The 17,400-nt window shown below is 68.0% G+C and carries 14 protein-coding genes; 2 read left to right on the top strand and 12 right to left on the bottom strand.

What is annotated here, in order from left to right; translation table 11 throughout:
• The first annotated feature begins 4 nt into the window (after positions 1 to 4).
• Positions 5 to 1,198: a DNA polymerase domain-containing protein gene (locus CG716_RS06760; RefSeq protein WP_094477703.1), complete on the top strand. Its 1,194-nt coding sequence runs from the start codon at positions 5 to 7 to the stop codon at positions 1,196 to 1,198.
• Positions 1,199 to 1,294: 96 nt separating this feature from the next.
• Positions 1,295 to 2,326: a CopD family protein gene (locus CG716_RS06755; protein WP_094477701.1), complete on the top strand. Its 1,032-nt coding sequence runs from the start codon at positions 1,295 to 1,297 to the stop codon at positions 2,324 to 2,326.
• Here CG716_RS06755 and CG716_RS06750 read toward each other — a convergent pair.
• Genes CG716_RS06750 through eccA form a run of 12 tightly spaced genes read right to left on the bottom strand, consistent with a single transcriptional unit; the run spans position 2,292 to position 17,311 of the window.
• Entirely contained in the window at positions 2,292 to 3,014 is a 723-nt protein-coding gene (locus CG716_RS06750; RefSeq protein ID WP_094477699.1) for a siderophore-interacting protein, read from the bottom strand. The two genes, CG716_RS06755 and CG716_RS06750, sit on opposite strands and share 35 nt — an antisense overlap.
• 15 nt (positions 3,015 to 3,029) lie before the next feature.
• Complete coding sequence (gene eccE, locus CG716_RS06745) at positions 3,030 to 3,902, bottom strand: type VII secretion protein EccE (protein WP_094477697.1); 873 nt, start codon at positions 3,900 to 3,902, stop codon at positions 3,030 to 3,032.
• Positions 3,899 to 5,272: a type VII secretion-associated serine protease mycosin gene (gene mycP, locus CG716_RS06740; RefSeq protein ID WP_094477695.1), complete on the bottom strand. Its 1,374-nt coding sequence runs from the start codon at positions 5,270 to 5,272 to the stop codon at positions 3,899 to 3,901. The genes eccE and mycP overlap by 4 nt, the downstream gene beginning before the upstream one ends.
• Entirely contained in the window at positions 5,269 to 6,663 is a 1,395-nt protein-coding gene (gene eccD, locus CG716_RS06735) for a type VII secretion integral membrane protein EccD (RefSeq protein WP_094477693.1), read from the bottom strand. The genes mycP and eccD overlap by 4 nt, the downstream gene beginning before the upstream one ends.
• 17 nt (positions 6,664 to 6,680) lie before the next feature.
• Positions 6,681 to 7,526: an ESX secretion-associated protein EspG gene (locus CG716_RS06730; protein WP_094477691.1), complete on the bottom strand. Its 846-nt coding sequence runs from the start codon at positions 7,524 to 7,526 to the stop codon at positions 6,681 to 6,683.
• Positions 7,527 to 7,529: 3 nt separating this feature from the next.
• Entirely contained in the window at positions 7,530 to 7,817 is a 288-nt protein-coding gene (locus CG716_RS06725; RefSeq protein ID WP_094477689.1) for a WXG100 family type VII secretion target, read from the bottom strand.
• Entirely contained in the window at positions 7,817 to 8,110 is a 294-nt protein-coding gene (locus tag CG716_RS06720; protein ID WP_094477687.1) for a type VII secretion protein EsxS, read from the bottom strand. Before CG716_RS06720 ends, CG716_RS06725 begins: the two co-directional genes overlap by 1 nt.
• 13 nt (positions 8,111 to 8,123) lie before the next feature.
• Positions 8,124 to 9,659: a PPE family protein gene (locus tag CG716_RS06715; RefSeq protein ID WP_094477685.1), complete on the bottom strand. Its 1,536-nt coding sequence runs from the start codon at positions 9,657 to 9,659 to the stop codon at positions 8,124 to 8,126.
• Positions 9,659 to 9,970 carry a PE family protein gene (locus CG716_RS06710; protein WP_094477683.1) on the bottom strand — a complete coding sequence of 104 codons (312 nt, stop codon included), beginning with the start codon at positions 9,968 to 9,970 and terminating at the stop codon, positions 9,659 to 9,661. The genes CG716_RS06715 and CG716_RS06710 overlap by 1 nt, the downstream gene beginning before the upstream one ends.
• Positions 9,967 to 13,959 (bottom strand): type VII secretion protein EccCa, encoded by a 3,993-nt coding sequence (eccCa, locus tag CG716_RS06705; RefSeq protein ID WP_094477681.1) that lies wholly within the window; start codon positions 13,957 to 13,959, stop codon positions 9,967 to 9,969. Before eccCa ends, CG716_RS06710 begins: the two co-directional genes overlap by 4 nt.
• Positions 13,956 to 15,488: a type VII secretion protein EccB gene (eccB, locus tag CG716_RS06700; protein ID WP_094477679.1), complete on the bottom strand. Its 1,533-nt coding sequence runs from the start codon at positions 15,486 to 15,488 to the stop codon at positions 13,956 to 13,958. Before eccB ends, eccCa begins: the two co-directional genes overlap by 4 nt.
• Positions 15,485 to 17,311, bottom strand: coding sequence for a type VII secretion AAA-ATPase EccA (gene eccA / locus CG716_RS06695; protein WP_094477677.1), 1,827 nt, complete (start codon positions 17,309 to 17,311; stop codon positions 15,485 to 15,487). The genes eccB and eccA overlap by 4 nt, the downstream gene beginning before the upstream one ends.
• Between the last annotated feature and the right edge of the window lie 89 nt (positions 17,312 to 17,400).

Raw genomic sequence — 17,400 nt, 5'->3', positions numbered from 1 at the left:
CCACATGGAGGTGAACGGCCGCGAGATCACCATCAGCCATCCCGACAAAGTGGTCTTCCCCGCGTCCGGCGGACGCGATCCGGTGACCAAAATGGACCTCGTCACCTACTACCTGGCGGTGGCCGGCGGAGCGCTGCACGGTGTCACCGACCGGCCCATGATCCTCAAGCGATTCGTCAAGGGCATCACCGAAGAGGCAATCTTCCAGAAGCGCGCCCCCGAGAAGCGGCCCGAGTGGATCGAGGTCGCCGAGTTGCGCTACGCCCGGGGAACCTCGGCCAAGGAAGCGGTTCTGCGCGAGGCGGCCGGACTGGTGTGGGCAGTCAACCTCGGGTGCGTCGATCTCAATCCGCATCCGGTCCGCTCAGGCGACCTCGACCATCCCGACGAGCTGCGGATCGACCTCGATCCGATGCCCGGTGTGCTGTGGCCGCAGATCCTGGACGTGGCCCAGGTAGCGCGCGAGGTGCTCGAGGATCACGGCCTGACGGCCTGGCCCAAGACCTCGGGATCGCGCGGCTTCCACATCTATGCCCGGATCGCGCCGCATTGGGAGTTCAAGCAGGTGCGACTGGCGGCGGAGACCGTGGCACGGGAGGTGCAGCGTCGCGCACCGGAGCTGGCGACCAGCCAGTGGTGGAAAGAGGAACGCCAGGGCGTATTCGTCGATTTCAACCAGAACGCCAAGGACCGCACCGTCGCCTCGGCCTACTCGGTGCGAGCCACCCCGGACGCCCGGGTATCCACACCGCTGACCTGGGACGAGGTGCCCGGGTGCCGCGCCGAGGAGTTCACCATCGCCACCGTTCCGTCCCGGTTCGCCGAACGCGGCGACCCCTGGGAATCCATGAACGACGCGGTCGGCTCGCTGGACGCGCTACTGCGGCTGGCCGAGGAGCTCGGGCCCGCCGAGAAACCGCCGAAGGGCAACAAGCCGCTGATCGAGATCGCGCGCACCAAGACCCGTGACGAAGCGATGGCGGCGCTCGAAGTCTGGCGCGGGCGGCACCCCGATGCCGCGCAGGCGCTCGAACCCACCGACATCCTCGTCGACGGTATGCGCGGGCCCAGTTCCATCTGGTATCGCATCCGAATCAATCTCGAACACGTGCCCGAGGCCGCGCGCCCGGCACAGGAAGAACTGCTGGCGGATTACAGCCCGTGGCAAGGGTATTCGGGGCGTCAGGGCCGGCCCTGAGCTTCCCCCGGAGCGCACACTTCACACACAGGGTGAACAAAGCAGGCGGCATTATCGTGCTGGTGAGTATCCACCCAGCTCAGTAAGGATGTCACCGTGCCCGGCGCAACTCCACCGACTCCGGCCGCCATCGCGGTCGTAACGGCGGTCGTCTACTACCTGAGTGTGTCGCTGCCTCTCGGCATCGGGATGGCCGTCGGCGCATTGGCGATCCCCGAGTCCCGAGGTGGCCTGGTATCCCGGGGCACACGCAGTCTCGCTCTGCCGGCCGCGGTCATCGTGGTCCTCGCAATCGTGCTGCAGTTCCACGCCGCGGCTCGTGTCACCGCAATGACGGTCGTCGAATACGCTGCGCTGGCACTGTCGGCCTGTGGGCTGGTGGCGATGCGATGGACGCACTCGCGGATACTGGCCAGTGGTGTCGCGATCATCGCGATACTCGCAGCGGTGATTCCCAACATCCCGTTGACGCCGATCGCACCGAACCGTATGGCGACCACCATACTGACGACCACACATCTGCTGGCCGCGATGACATGGGCGGGCGGCTTGCTCATTTTGGGCACGACAGCAATAGTGTTGCGGCGCAACGTTTCCCAAGTGTTCGATGACGATCGGGTCGCAACGGACTGGGCTCAGATCTGGGAACGATTCAGCCTGGTGGCCCTGGTCGCAGTCGGGGCCTTGATTGTCAGCGGGACCTGGCTGGCGTGGAACCATGTCGGGACGCCCAGCCAGTTCTTCACCACCTCCTACGGGCGATTCCTCGGGGTCAAACTCATCCTGGTGCTCGCGCTGCTGAGCGCGGGGGCCTACAACGTGCGAGTGCTGTTACCCAGAATCCGCGTCCTGAAGCGAGACGGCGATCAGCGAGGTCTCTTTCACCTTGCCGCACAGCACTTCCCCGCGGTCGTTCTCGGCGAAGGATTGCTCGCGATCGGGGTCCTCACCGTCGTCCCGTTCCTGCGCGGCTCGGCCCGCACTGAGGCGGGCTGGCCGAGCGCGGGGCCGTTCGACATGAGTACCTTCGCGACCGGTCTGGCGCTGATCGCCTTCGTTGCGGTGGCGATGTGGGCGGGAACCCGACGCTCGGTCAGGCCCCCTCGGCCCAGTAGGCCTGCGCTTTGATCGATGTGCGAGGGATGCGGTAGTCCTCACGCAAGATCTTGGCGACGGCGCGGGTGGTGCGGTTGTCGCAGGCAACCCATCCGAAGTGATCCTCGGCGTCGTAGGCGGCGTCGCTGACGGCTTCGACCAGCGCGGCGCCCGAGTCCCTCCGGTCGATCCAGGTGACACCCGCACTCCGGGCGACTGGCAGGTCCCGGTCGTCGTCGTGACCGGCCGCTAGGAACACTGTGGCCGGAGCGTCCCCGATCGAGTCCAGCAGCGAGTTGATCGCGGGCAAAGACGCTGTGTCACCAACGATCACGTATCCGACCGGTTCGGGTTTGGGTAGCGTGAAACTGCTGCCGAGCACTGTGGCGCCGATCGCGTCACCGGGTCGCGCCGCACAGGCCCACCGCGAGGCGATGCCGTCGTGCAACGCGAATTCGATGTCGACGGTGTCGCTCACCGAATCGGGATTCACCAGTGTGTATCCCCGCTGGTGGAGCTTTGCGCCGCCGGGGAACCACATCCGGATCCACATGGTCGGGTGAACCTGTCGATCGACCAGCATCCCGCCGGCGTCGAAGTGCAGCCGTAGGTAGTGCTCGCTGAGCTGCTCGCGACCGGTGACAGTCAGTTCGTATTCACCGGCCCGGAACAGTTTCAGCACGGTCCCCTGCCAGCCGCGCGACGGCTTGTTGTCCGCCATGGCGATTCCCTTTCTTCAGTTGAGCAGACGAATACCCGACAGCGGGTGCAACGCGGCCAGCGCGCTGGCCTGTCGACCGGGGATCGGCACCAAACCTGGCAACGGTGGCGAGGCGGCCGGTTGCTCCTCGGTGCGGATCGCTGCGCCGGCACGAACCCGATCCCGTGGCGAGGGTCCCGCGATCTCTACCACCGTCCATGCCTCGGCGGCCGCAACCGACCGCACCGCGGCAAGAGTCTCGGGCACGTCGACGGCGTAAGTGCTGAGGTGGCCGCGAGCGTCGGTGACCGACCGCCACCTCTCGCGGGCATCGGCTGCCACCAGTTCCGGTACCTGACTTGATTCGACAAGCGTTGCTGTCCAGCCGATTTCGCGTAGATGGCTGACGAGACGGCGGGCCGCGCTCTCGGCGGTCTGCCGCAGCGGAATCTGTGCCGACCTGCCCTGCAGCGCGGCCAGGTTGCGTGCTCCGCTAAAGGTCAGTCCGATCCACGTCGTGGTCGCGCCCGCCGCCGTGCGAGTGGTCACCCGCACCGAATCGCACGCCAGGCCGTAGCGATCGAGATAGCCCCCGAGTAACCCTATGGGCAGTTCGCGGTCGTGACTGTCGACTCGAATCAGCACGGTGGTGACCACGTCGGCGCCCACTGGGCGCAGATCAGCCGAAGCGGCCTGGATCATCTTGCGGTGCAACAACACCCGGATTCGTCGCGCCACGATCGTAGTGAGGTAGCTGCCCCGCCACCAGATCAATGCCAGGACCATAGTCGCGGCAGCGACGCCCAGCACCCAGGTGTCGGTGGGCGATCGCCACGGGTAGGCCAGCCCCGCCGAGACTGCGGCCAGCGCGACGACTGTGAGCCGTCCGGCGCCAGGGATGCCACTCATTCCCGTTCCTCCTTGCGTCTTCGTGCGATGACGGCGACAGCAGCGACAACGGCCGCGAGCACCGCCGTCGCGGTGAAGGCCACCGTTCGCGGGGTGTGGTCGCCCGCTGCTGACACGGCCGGTGGCGCAATGTGTTTGGTGGCCGGTACCGGTGAGGTCTCGCTACCGAGGTTCACGTTCCAGGTGAGCGCGCCGACCGGATCGAGGGTTCCGGCGCCGACCACGTTCGAGGGTGCCTGAGCGCCGTTGTGCGCGGTCGCCGTCAGCCGGCGCACCACTTCGTCGGCGTGCATGCCCGGATAGCGGCTGCGCACCAGGGCGGCCGTTCCGGCCACGTAGGCCGCAGCGAAACTGGTTCCATCCAGCGGGGCCATACCGCCGCGGCCGTCGGGCATCCCGTTGGCCAACCCTCCCGCGGCATCGTTGCTCACCGACACGATGTTCTGCCCGGGGGCGGCGACGCCCACCCACGGCCCGGACACCGTGAAATCGGTTGGCTGGCCATCGGCGGTCAGCGCCGCGACGGACAGCACATACGGCTGCCACCAGGACGGCACCGACACCGAGGTCACGCCGGCCCAATTGCGCGGGTCACCCGGGTGCGCCGGGTCGCCCAGTGGATTGGACGTGCATTCTGTCCCCGGCGTGCCGGCCATGCTGGCACCGGAATTGCCTGCGGCGGAGACGATGACGACGTCTTTGTCGATGGCGGCGTAGCGCAGCGCCGCGCCGAGCTTCTGCTGATCCGACAGCCGGTCGGGTGTCAGGCAGAACGCCGTCGAAATGTTGATGACCGTGGCCCCGAGGTCCGCGGCATGGACCACCGCGCGGGCCAGCGTGTCGATCTCGATGCCGGCCTGGACCGATGCGGCGTCCTTCCCGGCGGCGTTGGGCGAGAACCGCGGCGAGGCCTGCCGGATCGACAGCAGCCGCGCCGCCGGCGCGACGCCACTGAATCCGTCGGGACCGGGTTGTCCGCCGATGATGCCGGCGACCGCCGTTCCGTGTCCATCGCAGTCGGTCAGCCCGTCACCGGCCGACAGATAGTCACCGGCTCCGGTCACGTTGGGGAGCCGCGGGCCGGGGTGCACCCCGGTGTCGATGATGGCCACCGTCTGGCCTTCGCCACGCGAATATGCCGACGCCCCAGACAGGTTCAGCATCGTCTGGTTCGCGGGCACCGCAGCGGGGTCAGTCCCCGCCCGTATCCCGGTCGTCACGCATTCGGAGCGTTGAGCCATCCCGCCGGTCGGGCCGACACTGCCCGGTGGCGGCGGCGCCGCCGGGTCGGCGACGGGCGGGTCGACAGCGCCGGCCACCGGGGCGGTGACCAACAGCACCACCGCGGCAAACGCGGCGGTCCGCATCATCGATCGAGGACCCATGCGAAGATGCCGACCAGATAGGCCACCACCGGAATCAGCGATGCGTCGATACCGGAGGCAACGAATCCCACAAGCCGACGGACCGGCAGCGAATAGTGCTCCGCCGTCGCCATATTCGGGTTCACGGCCACCGCCACCCACGCCGCCGTCAGCGCGCCGAGGACTACGAGTGCCCACAGCGCAGCGACGAAACGCAGATCCACGGCGTACGCGACCAGCAGCCCGGCGGCCACCAAGAACGGCTGGGCGAGCAGCCAGGCTTTGCATGCCGCGGTGTCCCATACCCTGGCCCGGAGAACCGCGGCGGCCGCGGCGGCGGCCACCAGATACCAGCCCCAGCCTCCCGGGCCCTCGGCCCGGCCGGCCACGATCAACGATCCGGCCGACGATAACAGCACACCACCGGCGATCAGGCCGGTCTGGTGGGCCTCGCCGACTCGCACCCGACGGGGCAGATCGGCCAGCAGCCGCGCCGCCGGACTGGACGGAGTCGGGTCGCCGGGGGCCGGTATCACCGGCAGCGGAAACCGGGCCCACGTCGCGGCCAGCGCGGGGGCCGACACCGTGATCAATAGGGCCAGCACGATCAGTGCGCAGCCCACCGTCGACGCCGGCAACTGCCACAGGTCCGAGGCACCGGCGACCATCAGCACACCGACGCCGACAACCGCTGCCGCGGTGAACAATCCCACTCCGACTTCAGTCTGGGTGAGCACGATCAACGACCACGCCGTCACACCAGCGGCGGCCAGCATCACCGGCGATGGCCCCCACAGCCCCGGAACGGCCAGCCAGAATGCCGAAGCGATCGGCACCAGGGCCACCGCGGACACCTCGGTGGCCAGCCGAGCCGACCGGGAGCGCAGCGACAGGCCGGCGACCGCAGTGAGGGCCGCCAGGGCGCTCACCGCGTAGAGACCGATCACCGAGGCGGTCGCGGCGCGATGGGCGATGGCCACCGCGGACAGCGCCACGACGAACACCGCGACGGAGATCCGGGCTCCCACCTGCAGGCGCTGCGGCCCCCAGGGACGGTGACGGGCGGCCGAGAATATGACGGCGGCATCGGCGATGTCTTCCACCACGCCGGGCGATATCGGTCCCGCTGGAACCGGTTGCAGCGCAAGAAGATCCCCGTCGACCACGCCGACGGTGTCCAGGCTCGCGTCGACGCTGAACGGCGCACCGCCGATCGGAGCCAGGGTCATCGGGGTCGGGCCAATGGCTTCCCCGTCGCACTCCGGCTGTGGGACCAGCCGTTTCACCGCGGGCAGTATGTCGCGCAGCGGCAGCTCGGCGGGCAGGGCCACATCGGTGATCCGCCCGTATGCTAGAACGGCAACGCGTACGATCGGCAGCACCGGAGTTTCGGTCATTATTCGTTCTCTCCTCATCAGATTCTGTTGCTGGAGAAGTCGCGCGCCAATGCGGCGGCGGGGAACCAGCGTCCATCGGGCAAAGTCTCGGCGAGCCGCTCGAGGGCCAGTGTTATCGCGAACGGGGTGCCCGGCGCGTAGGTCGACAACCATTCACCGTCGGCGGCGCGCTCGGGGCCTACCAGAAGCCGGCCGGCGGCCGCGTCGACAATGCCGATCCCCACGTCACTGAGGTTTTGGGCGCCGTCATGGGCTGAGCCCGCGCGCACCTCCACATAGCTGCGCGGTCCGCTGAACACCGAGTGCACCACCGGGATCGCCGAGGGCGGTAGTCCCAAGCTCGCCAGAACGCCGTCCACATCAGCGCCGGCGCGCAGTCGTTCGTCGGCACGCACCCCCACCCGGGTCGGCAGCGCGAATTCGGCGAATCGCGCCGGGTCACGGCCCGGTAAGCCGGCAGTCACGACCTGGGCGAGGAGTGCGGGATCGCTGATGTCGAGTTCGGTGAACGTGACGAGCTCGCCGCTGCGCAACGCCACGACCGTGTCCTGCCCGCGCCGGGCCACCAGACCGCGCATCAGGTCGGAACCGGCGCCCCGCACGTAACGGAGTTCCAGCCATCGGTGCGGCGCGCACACGGTGCGCACCCACCGTGCCACCGTGGGGTCGATCCGCCCGTCCGCCGACATCACGCGCACGCGTTTCAGCTCCGTGCGCACCCGTGCGAGGGTCGCGTTCGCCTCGCACGGTTCGGTCAGGGGCGGCGTGATCGCCAGCACCCATGGAAAAGAGCCGGCGCCAACGCTTTCGGCTACGAGCCAGGCAGCATCAACGGTCAGCTCGACCGCGTTATGTGCGGCCAAGTCTCAGCCCCACTTGGCGCCTTCGGCTTGGTCGCGCGCATGCATCGACAGGGTGTTGGTCTCGTGGGTGCTGGCCATCGCCCGGTAGGCACGCACCAGCTCCTCCATGGCCAGGTTCCACTGAGCCTGCCACGCCTGATACGTGATTCCGGTGTCGCCCTGCCAGGCGCCTTGCAGGGCGGACTGCTCGGTGGCGATATCGGCGCCGACCGCCTGCAATGTCCCGGCATAGCCGGCCATATCACCGGCGTGCGCCAACATGGCCGGGTAGTTGTACATGATCTGAGACATCAGAATCCTCCGTACGTCGTGGCTGCGGCGGCGTCTTCGGCGACGTAGGTGCCGCCGGCCTCGCCGAGGTTCACCTGGGCGATATCCAGCAGTGAGTTGACCTTCGCGGCAACCTCGACGAACCGCGCGTGCGCAGCCTGGAAGGCGGCCGAAGACTCACCCTGGTGGAAGGCCTGGGCCGCCATCGCGGCCTGCTCAGCCTGGGCGATGGTGCTGCGCATCAGCGCCGTCTTCGCTCCAAACGCGGCCTCGGCGGCCACGATCTGCGGTATGTGGGCATCTAACATGCTCACGGCATTTCTCCAATCATTCTCGGTGGGAATCCGTTTCGGGTAGATCGCTCTCCCAGGTATGCGGGAGCATCGGCATCGTGGGGCGCTCGCCCAGCGGATCGGCAGCAAGCTCGGTCAGGCCGGCGGCGGCGACATCCCGACGAGTTCCGGTGCCGGCAAACCCCATCGGTCCGGCACCCATAGCCGACGACGACGTGGTCGGGTGGGTGCCCGACTCCGGCGGGGGCGCGGTGTCACTGTCGAGGTCCATGTATTCGTCGCGGTGGCCGCGGTCCTTGAGCCGCTGAGCGCGCCGACGACGGGCCCGTTCCTTGGCCTGCACCGCCGCCAGCGCGGCCGCCGCGGGCGCCGCCTCCGTGGCGACGGCCTTGTTACCGCTGCCCTCGTTCAGGGTCGGGCCCGGGTCCCCGTCGGGGTCGGGACCGGCGACGGCGTAGAAGATGCCCTGCGCCGCGGGTACCTGCGCCGCGGAGGCTGCGGAGGCGGCCGGCGCTGCGGAGGCGGCCGGCGCCGGGGCGCCCGGTGCAGGCATCGTCGGTGCGGTCGAGGAGGCGGGCCACAGGTTCGGTTGCTGCGCGGCGGGCACCGGGACCGGCCCCGGCATCGCATCGGGCACAGGCATATTCGGCTGCAGCGCCAGCAGTCCCAACAACGGCAGCGCCGCAGCGGCCAGAGCGGGCAGTAAGAGTGGTGACGCGAGCGCGAATCCCCAGGTGGTCCACCCGACGGGCTGGAGGATCGCCTGGTACAGCAGCGCCGACAGCAGCGGACCCCACGTCTGCCACGCCTGAACCGGGTTGGTCAGGAAGTCGGCGATCATCTGCTGGAGGTACTGCACCGGGTGTGTGAGGAAGTCCCAGATCTGATCCCCGTCGGGAAGCGCCTTGATGTAGGCCTCGAGCAAGTCGATGAGCGGGTTCGAATTGCTCAGTGCGGAGCCGGATTCGCTGGCCTGAGCCTGTGCCGCCGTGGAGCCGGCCGAGGCCGATGCGCTCATCGCCTCCGATCCCGGCAAGACGATCGTCGGAGCCGGTGAGGTTCGGGGTGCACCGGCGAGTGCTGTACCGGCGACGGCCTGGTAGACGCTCATCGTGGTGGCTGCCTGAATCCACATCCGCACGTAGTCGGCTTCGTTGACCGCGATCGGGATCGTGTTGATGCCGAAGAAGTTGGTGCCCAACAGCACCCCATGCACGGCGTGATTGGCGGCCAGTTCCGGCAGCGTCGGCATCGCGGCCAGCGCAGTGCTGTACGCGGCGGCGGCCGTCATCTGTTGGGCTGCCACTCCGGCGCTGTCCACACTCGCCTGCTCGAGCCAGGTCAGATAAGGGGCGTGGGCGGCGACGTACTGCTCAGCACTGGGACCTTCCCAGGCGCCGGCCTGGATTGTGGCCAGAATTTGAGTGAGTTCCGCTGCTGCGCTGGAGTATTCGGCACTCAGCGCCTGCCATGCCGACGCCGCAGCCAGCAGCTCACCGGGGCCCGGCCCGGCGCTCAACAGCGCCGAGTGCACTTCCGGTGGCGAAGCAAGCCAGATCGGCGCGGTCATCAGCCTCCCCGTGCGATCAGGTACGACATCGCGGCGGCTGCATCGGTGGTCGCGTAGCCGGCCCCCGACTCCCCGACCGCAAGACCAGATCGACCCAGTTCGGCCACGCCCTGGGTGGAGGTGGCAGCGTGATCGAGTCCCTGGGCGCTGAACCCTGCGGCAGTCTGCAGCGACACCGGGTCGGCCGCCGGGGGCACCACAGCGGTGATCACCGGCGCGGCAGCAGCGTTGGCGGCCGCCAGCCGGGCGGTGAGAGCCCCAACCGCAGCGCTGGCCGCGGCCAGCCCCTCGGGGACAATTCGTAGGGTCATGACGGGTTCTCCTCTCCGAACCGATCCTGAGTCGTGCTGTGCGCGTGGGTAAACGGATTGACGAGCTGGAGGTGGTCGACACCGTCGCTGTCGCCGAGCAGCATCGCGCGCCCGGCCGGCAACCGGGTGAACCGGTGGCCGCGGATCTTGGCTCCGTCGGCGGGGTTCCCCGACAACATCAGCACCGTTGCCTGCAGATCGCTCATGCGGCGCAGCAACGGATTGGTCATCAGAGCGTGCGCCGATCCGCCGGCCCGGCCGGTGAGGATGACGCGCAATCCGAGATCCCCTGCTGCCGAGAGCAATCCGATCAGCGGAGTCCACGGCCGGTGACCTGCATAGGGACCGCTCAACGCTGGGCCGTCGGGAATCTGATCGACATCATCGACGATCAGGTAGTGCGTGTGCGTCGCACCGGCCTGCGTACGGTAATTCCAGGACGCCAGTTCGGCGGCAGGTACGCCCGCCGGTGGCCTGCGCTCCTCGAGCAGCGCCGAAAGCCCCATCACCGCGGGGGTGACCCGGTCGATGTTGGCGCTGTACTCGTTGTCGACGAACAACGGCTCTTCGACAAGATGCAGGCGTCGGTCGAATACCGTGAACGCGACGTCCGCGGCGGTCGAGTTCTCCCGGATGGTGCGGATCAGGTGCCGCAGCAGGGTGGTCTTACCCGACCTGCTGTCACCGAACACCATCAGCAGCGGATGTTCGGCGAAGTCGTGAACGACGGCGCCCAGGTCCAACTCACGCTGTCCCAGGACGACCCGCTCGCCGCCGCGATACAGCGGCGCCACCTCGACGGGCTCGAGCACGGCCGGTAGCAGCCGCACCGGCGGCGCCTGTAGCCCCGGGTAGGCCGCGTTGATCGCCGGGATCGCGGCCATATCCGGTTCGGCGAACAGGAAATGCTCTCCCGCCATGGTCAGACCGCGACCCGGCTGATCGTGCGGCACAGATTCGGCCGGCCGTCGCAGGCTGTCGGTGACCCGCACATTGCTGTCGCGCGGGTCGGGTAGGCGCAACTCCAGGCGCAGGCCGAGACCGTCGCGCATCGCGAGCGGGACCTCCAGCCAGTTCGGTGTGGTGACCACGACGTGGATGCCGTGGGCCAGACCGGTGTTGGCCAGTTCGGTGACCACCGCCAGCAGCGGGTTACGGGTGTTGAACTGGTCGGTGTTGTCGCGACCGAACGCGTACAGATTGTCGATCAGCAGGAATACCTCGCCGTGCTGGTCCTGGTATCCGCCTTGACGACCCGCGTTGCGCTGCCGGGAGCGCAGTAGCTGTTCGAGTTCGCCGAAGGTCCGGCGGATCCGCTCGGGCTCCAGCGGTGAGGCGACGCTACCCACATGGGCCAGGCCTTCCAGTCCGCGCAGCCGTCCGCCGCCATAGTCCAGGCAGTAGAACGTGACGTCCCGTGGCGAATGCAGCCGCGCGGCCGACAGCACGAATGTCACCAGTGCTGTGGATTTTCCGGACTTCGCGCCACCGTGGAGCACCATGTTGCCCGCCGACGACGCCGCGTCGAAGACCAACGGGTCACGGCGCATGTCGAACGGGCGGTCGATCTCGCCGAGCGGCCAACGCCACTGGCGCGCTTCTACTCCGGCGCCGGCGAGCACTTCGTCCAGCGAAATCGACTCATCCAGCGGCGGAAGCCACAACGCCGGCGCCTTCGGGCCGTACTGCGCCAACTGATCGCCGATGGTGGTGATCAGCTTCCGGGGCAGCGCTGCGGGGGCGAACCCGTCGTTGGGCAACACCACGACGTCTTCGTCGAGCGCTACCGGGCCGGCCGTGAAGGCGACCGGCTCGGGTGCGGCAGGCACCACGTAGGACGTGACAGGACGTGGGGGGTCGTAGATTCCGTCGACGTAGGTGCTGCGGAATTTGATCGGTGTCGCTCCTGGTGCGGGCACAAGGAAGCCAACTCCCTTGTGCTCCTTGCCTGATTCGATGTGATATGCGTCTTCGACGCCGATGATCTGCCGTGATGCCGCCGGGCTGGCGACTTTGAGGCCGATCCGATACGAGGTGTTCTTATCGATGTCGCGGATCCGACCGATGTCGAGGGTCTGCGATGCGAACAGGATGTGGATCCGGAACGACCGGCCCTTACGGGCAACATAATCGAACAGGTCCGCGTACTCGGGGTGTTCGGCCAGCATCAGGGTGAACTCGTCGGCCACTACGAACAGTGTTGGCAGCGGTGGCAAGTCGATGCCTTTGTCTTCGGCGGCGGGGCGGGCGGCCTCGTACTCGGCAACCGAGCCGAACGCGCTACCCTGCACCAGCCGTCCGGCTTCCTTCAGCAGGTTCTCCCGCCGGGCGACCTCGCCACGCAGAGTGTCGGCGAACCGGTCGGCCAACGACTTCTTGTCGGCCATGTTCGAGATCACCGCGACCACCTGGGGGAAGTGGCGGAAGATGTCGGCTCCGGCTTCGCCCTTGAAGTCGACGTAGATCACGATGAGCCGCTCAGCCGAATGGGTTGTCAACAGCGACAACAGGATCGACATCAAGGTTTGGGACTTACCGGAGCCCGTCATACCGATCATCAAGCCGTGCGGGCCCATACCGCCTTCGGCTTCGTCCTTGAGGTCGAAGTACATCGGCACCCCGGTGGCCGTGACACCGATCGGTACCCGCAACTCCTCGTCGCGCAGCCGCGGCGCCCACACGTCGGCCACGTCGAGCGCCGACGCATCCGGAATACCCATCAGAGTGGTGAAGCTGGCACCGCGGGTGGCCGGCGAGCGAAGCCCGGTATGCGTCGGGTTGGAATCCCAGCGCGCCAGTCCGCGTGCCAGGTGCACCGCCTCGCGCAGTGACATCTGGTCCGCGCTGTCGACATAGGGTTGCCAGCCGTCGGTCTCCCAGCGCTGGATCGCCCCGCCTACGACCCGTAGGACGGGCCGTTCGGGATCGGGATACTGGCCGGGTCGGGGTCCGGAATCTGCTGCGGCCGTGTAGATCACGGTGACGCCGGAAAGACCGGTCGACAGCACCGAGTCCTCGGGCGCGTGGGCGGGATCGTCGATGAGGATCAGCAGATGACGCAACGGATCATCGGAGTCGATCCCGAACAGCGGGCGCTGCGCCAGCGCAGGCCCGATCGAGGCAATCAGCTCATCGGTGTCCGACGCCAGGTACCGCGCCGGTCCGCAGCCGTCGATCTTGCCGGCGATGTCGGTGTGCGGCAGCCACTTCAGCCAGGACCAGTCCGACTCCAACTCTGGACTGGCCAGCGCGATTCCGAGGGACGCCGCGTCGTGCCACGCGACTGCCTGGGCCAGCCAGGCGCGCAAAGCCGCTCGCACCTCCGTGGGGTCGCCGAGGACGGTGAGCCGCGAGACCGCTGTCAGATCGATGCCGCGTGGGGCGTCCCGCACAGTGCGTTGAATTTCCAGCAGCGCACGTAATGAACTGTGCGACACGGGCTCCAGGTCGACTTCGTCAGCGGTGTCCTTCACCCGCAGCGTGGTGTCCAGCGGCACGGTGTGCAGCCCCGCACGAAGCACCAGGAAGTCGGCGTCGTGGGGATCACGCTCCCACTGCCGCCGCGACCCGGGGATGGCCGCCAGCGCCGCCGGAGCAGGGTGCGACCACAGCAGCGCGGCCCGCTGCGCAGCGCCCGCGGTGCGCACGTTGTCGCGGATCATCGACAGATAACGCAGGTAGTCAGCGCGCTCCGCATCGACTTCCTCGGTGCGCATCTTGTTGTCGGTACCCCGGTAGAGCGCGGTGGCAGCCAGCAGCAGCACGAAGGGGAAGAAGAGGGTCTGTGCGGAGATCATCCGCATGCCGGTGGCGACCATCGCGACGATCATGCCGACGATCAGAATGACGATCAGGAAGGGCAGCGCCCGGCGTAGCAGCGACGGAGGCACCACCCGGGGAAGCTCGGGCGGCGCCTCGATGACGATCGCGCCCGTATGGGTTTTCGGGCCCGGAAGCCGCCGACCCGCCTCGAAAATCAGCCGGCTCATCGGGCCTCCTGCTGGACTGCTGCGGGTCCGACGGCGTCGTAGGCGACGAGGGCGTCGGCCTGGGACAGGGCCGGACCGGGGGCGAACAACGTCAACACCGACCACGGGATCGGTATCGGCGGCTGGATCAGTCCCATTGCGGCTAAGGAATTGTCGACGGTTTTGCGGTTGCCGCCGATTCCGTACCGGACCCCGGTGTCGGAGATCCAGAACAACGAGCCGGCCGGCGGGGAGGCCGACTGCTGGCCAACAGTCTGCACGAAGTAGCCGCGGCCGGGCGGTAGTGCGACCCGGGTTGCCGTACCGGGATTGGCGCTCCCGACGAGATCGACCGGACGTGCCCCGTCCTGCAGCGGCAGAACCGAGCCCGAGAGCAGAGTCAGCGAACTGGTGGCTGCGCCATCGCCTTTGGCCCACCGCGCGCAGGTCACCGGCGCGTCGGCGGCGGCGACCAATGTGACCGGCTCACCCGGGAAGGCCGACCCGTCGAGCAGCGTCGAGACCGGCATCCTGGCTACCTCATCAGCCTCGAGCTTTGGTGGCTGGGCCAGCCCATACGAATTGGCGTTGCGCAGCAGCGCCGCCAGCACGGGGCTGATGGGCTGTAATCCATCGGGTAGCACGGCGTAGTTCATCGGAGTGCCGTCGTTGCCATACGCGATCACCACGGCGCCGATCGGGGCCGCCACCGGCAGGGGATAACCCGGAGCTTGGCCTGCTTCGGGGATCTGCGGAACCCGCAGCGCCGGAGCTTCCGGTATCGCGTTGAACAGTCCGGGTGCGATTGATCGCGGGGTGGGGGTCGCGGCGGGCAGACCCAGTGCGTCGGTGACCGGCCGGTCGGCGAGGTCGATCGCACTGCGGCGGCCGTCCCACAGCAGCCAGGTTCCGTCGGTACCGCCGACAAGCACTGCGTGACCGGCGGGCAGCGCAGCGGCCCGGGCACCGCGCTGTTCCACCTGGCCGGCGATCACGGACGTGCCCTGGCCATCAGCCGGGCCGCCGGCACCGTCGCAGACCGCCCATACCGCATCGCGAGATGTGTTCTGCACCATACGTTCTGGTGCCCCCGGTATGCCGATCAAGCTTCCTCTGGCAAACTTGTCCAGCTGGTCACTGCTCACGGAGGTCGGATCGACCGGGCGCCCGACAGCCAGACGGGCCGAGGTCAGATTGAGAACCGGGTGCAGCCGGTCGTTGAGGCGAACGTAGAGCGCGGACGTGGATCGGTCCGCCAGTACCGGGTCGCCTCCCGGCACGCCACCAGGACGCAGAACCGAGAAGACGAAACAACCGAGCACCGCGGTCACCGCCAGCAGAATCCCCATCACCACCGCCCGCGACTGGCTGCGCAGCGGGTCGACCAGCATGCGGGTGTCGTGGAGGGCCAGCCCGGATGCGATGCGGCGCATGACGAATCGCCAGCCCGTGACTTGATGGCGAGTGATGAAGCCGCGCCGGTAGGTGACGCGCCCGGGGTTGTCGTTGACCGGCGTCCGCGACGAGAAAGACCGGCGAGCGTCGCTCATGAGGGCACCGTCAGACCGAGCCCACGCAGCAGCGGCACGACGGAACTGCGCACATCGGAAGCAGTGATCGTCATCATCTGCTCGTCGGTGAAGTCAGCACCGGCCAGGTCCATGTGGTCCAACCTGAATTCTCTTTCCTCCTCGGAACGTTCGACGACGTTGCGGACGAAGCGCCCGTTGCCAGCGATGTCGAGGCTGCGCCGGGCCACCCCGGTGGAGTCGGGCGTCGACGAGTTGGCCAGCTGGCCGAACAGCGCCTCGAGGTCATGCCGTGCCGCGGTGTCGAACACGCTGTCGCGCTTGGCCGCCATGGCGACGGCGATGTCGGCGAGTTCGGCGGACGAATAGGACGGGAAGACGATGCTGCGGGTGAACCGCGAGCGAAGACCTTCGTTGGTGTCCAGGAACCGATCGAGGTCGGCGCGATAGCCGGCGATGATCACGACCAGCCGATCGCGGTCGTTCTCCATCCTGGCCAACAGCGTGTCGATGGCCACCAGGCCGAAGTCGTTCTTGGCGCCCGTGGCCACCAATGCGTAGGCCTCGTCGAGAAACAGCACGCCGTCCAGTGCGCCGTCGATGACCGCGTTGGTCTTGGCCTCGGTCTCACCGATGTGCTGACCGATCAGATCGGCACGGTGTACCTCGCGGACGTTTTCCCGCTTGAGCAATCCGAGACCGCAGTAGATCTTGGCCACCACGCGCGCGATGGTGGTCTTGCCGGTGCCGGGCGGGCCGGCGAATACCAGGTGATGGGTGCGCTGGGCTACTGCCAGGCCGCGCTCTTCGCGGCGTAGTGCCATGGCCACCGAGCTTTTCAGCCGCGACACCTGGTCCTTCACCTCATCGAGGCCGATGAACTCGCCGAGCTCACGTTCGGCTTCTTCGAGCAGCGCGGCTTTGCGTTCCCGAGCCTCTGGGTCGATGAAATCGTCTGCGGTGGGCTCTGTTTCGACATCCCACGGATCTTTTCTGGCATCGATGCGCGCCACGGTGGTGGTGGCGATGCCGAAGGTCGGGTCGGACAAGGCGTGCTCGACCTGCTCGTTGCCCGGGTTGGCGGCGTACAAATCCTGCAATACCTCGGCGGCGGTGTCGTCGTCACCGCAGGCGCGCAGTGACAGCGCCCTAGCCAATGCGCCGTCCACCGCGGCCACCGCCACCGGCCCTGCGGGCTCCTCCAGATAGGACAGCGCGGGAGCGAACATGCCGAGCCGGGCCAGGGCAACGCCCAACGAGATCTTGGCGGCGTGGGCGTAGAGCGGGTCGAGGTCGGTGTCGTTGACTATCGGAGTCAGCAGCTTGATCACGTCGGACCAGCGCTGTGCGCGGGAGCGGAGTGCCGCGTCGACCCAACGCGCCTCGCGCCATTCGGGTCGGCGGGCGCGAATCTCGGCCACGATCTCGTCAGCGGCATGAAATTTGCCATCGATGGCGAGTGCCCCAGCGTGGGCGAGCCGAAAGTCGTCGGTGGTGGTGGCGCGGAACCGCAGATACAGCCCGGTGTCGTAGTCGAAACCCAGTGCCCCGGCCGGAAGTTCGATCCGCCGTTGCAGCATGCCGGTGGTGTCGAGGGTGCGGGCCACCTGGGCCAGCACATCCAGAGTTGTGCAGCCGGCCGCAGCCAGCCCGGTCCAGGCATCGCACTGGTCGTACGCAACCCTGGTGAGCTCGGTGAACGCCCGGCGTGCAGCCACCATATCGGCTGGCCGGCGCCGGTCGTACACCGGCAGGCCCAGCGCCTTGCAGCAGGTCGCGAACCGGCTGACCAGATCCGCGTCGGGGCGCGCTACGCGCCCCGACGTCACCACAGCGTTGTCCATGAGCATCGTGTCGGGCAGCGGTCGAACCCGCCCCCCATCTCCTTTAGGTTTGCCTAACCAATCATGGTGAAGTTAGCACTGCCTAACTT

Source organism: Mycolicibacterium sphagni, assembly GCF_002250655.1.
Classification (GTDB): Bacteria; Actinomycetota; Actinomycetes; order Mycobacteriales; family Mycobacteriaceae; genus Mycobacterium; species Mycobacterium sphagni.
The sequence above is the reverse complement of the archived record's forward strand: the minus strand, read 5'-3'. Positions and strand labels throughout refer to the sequence as shown.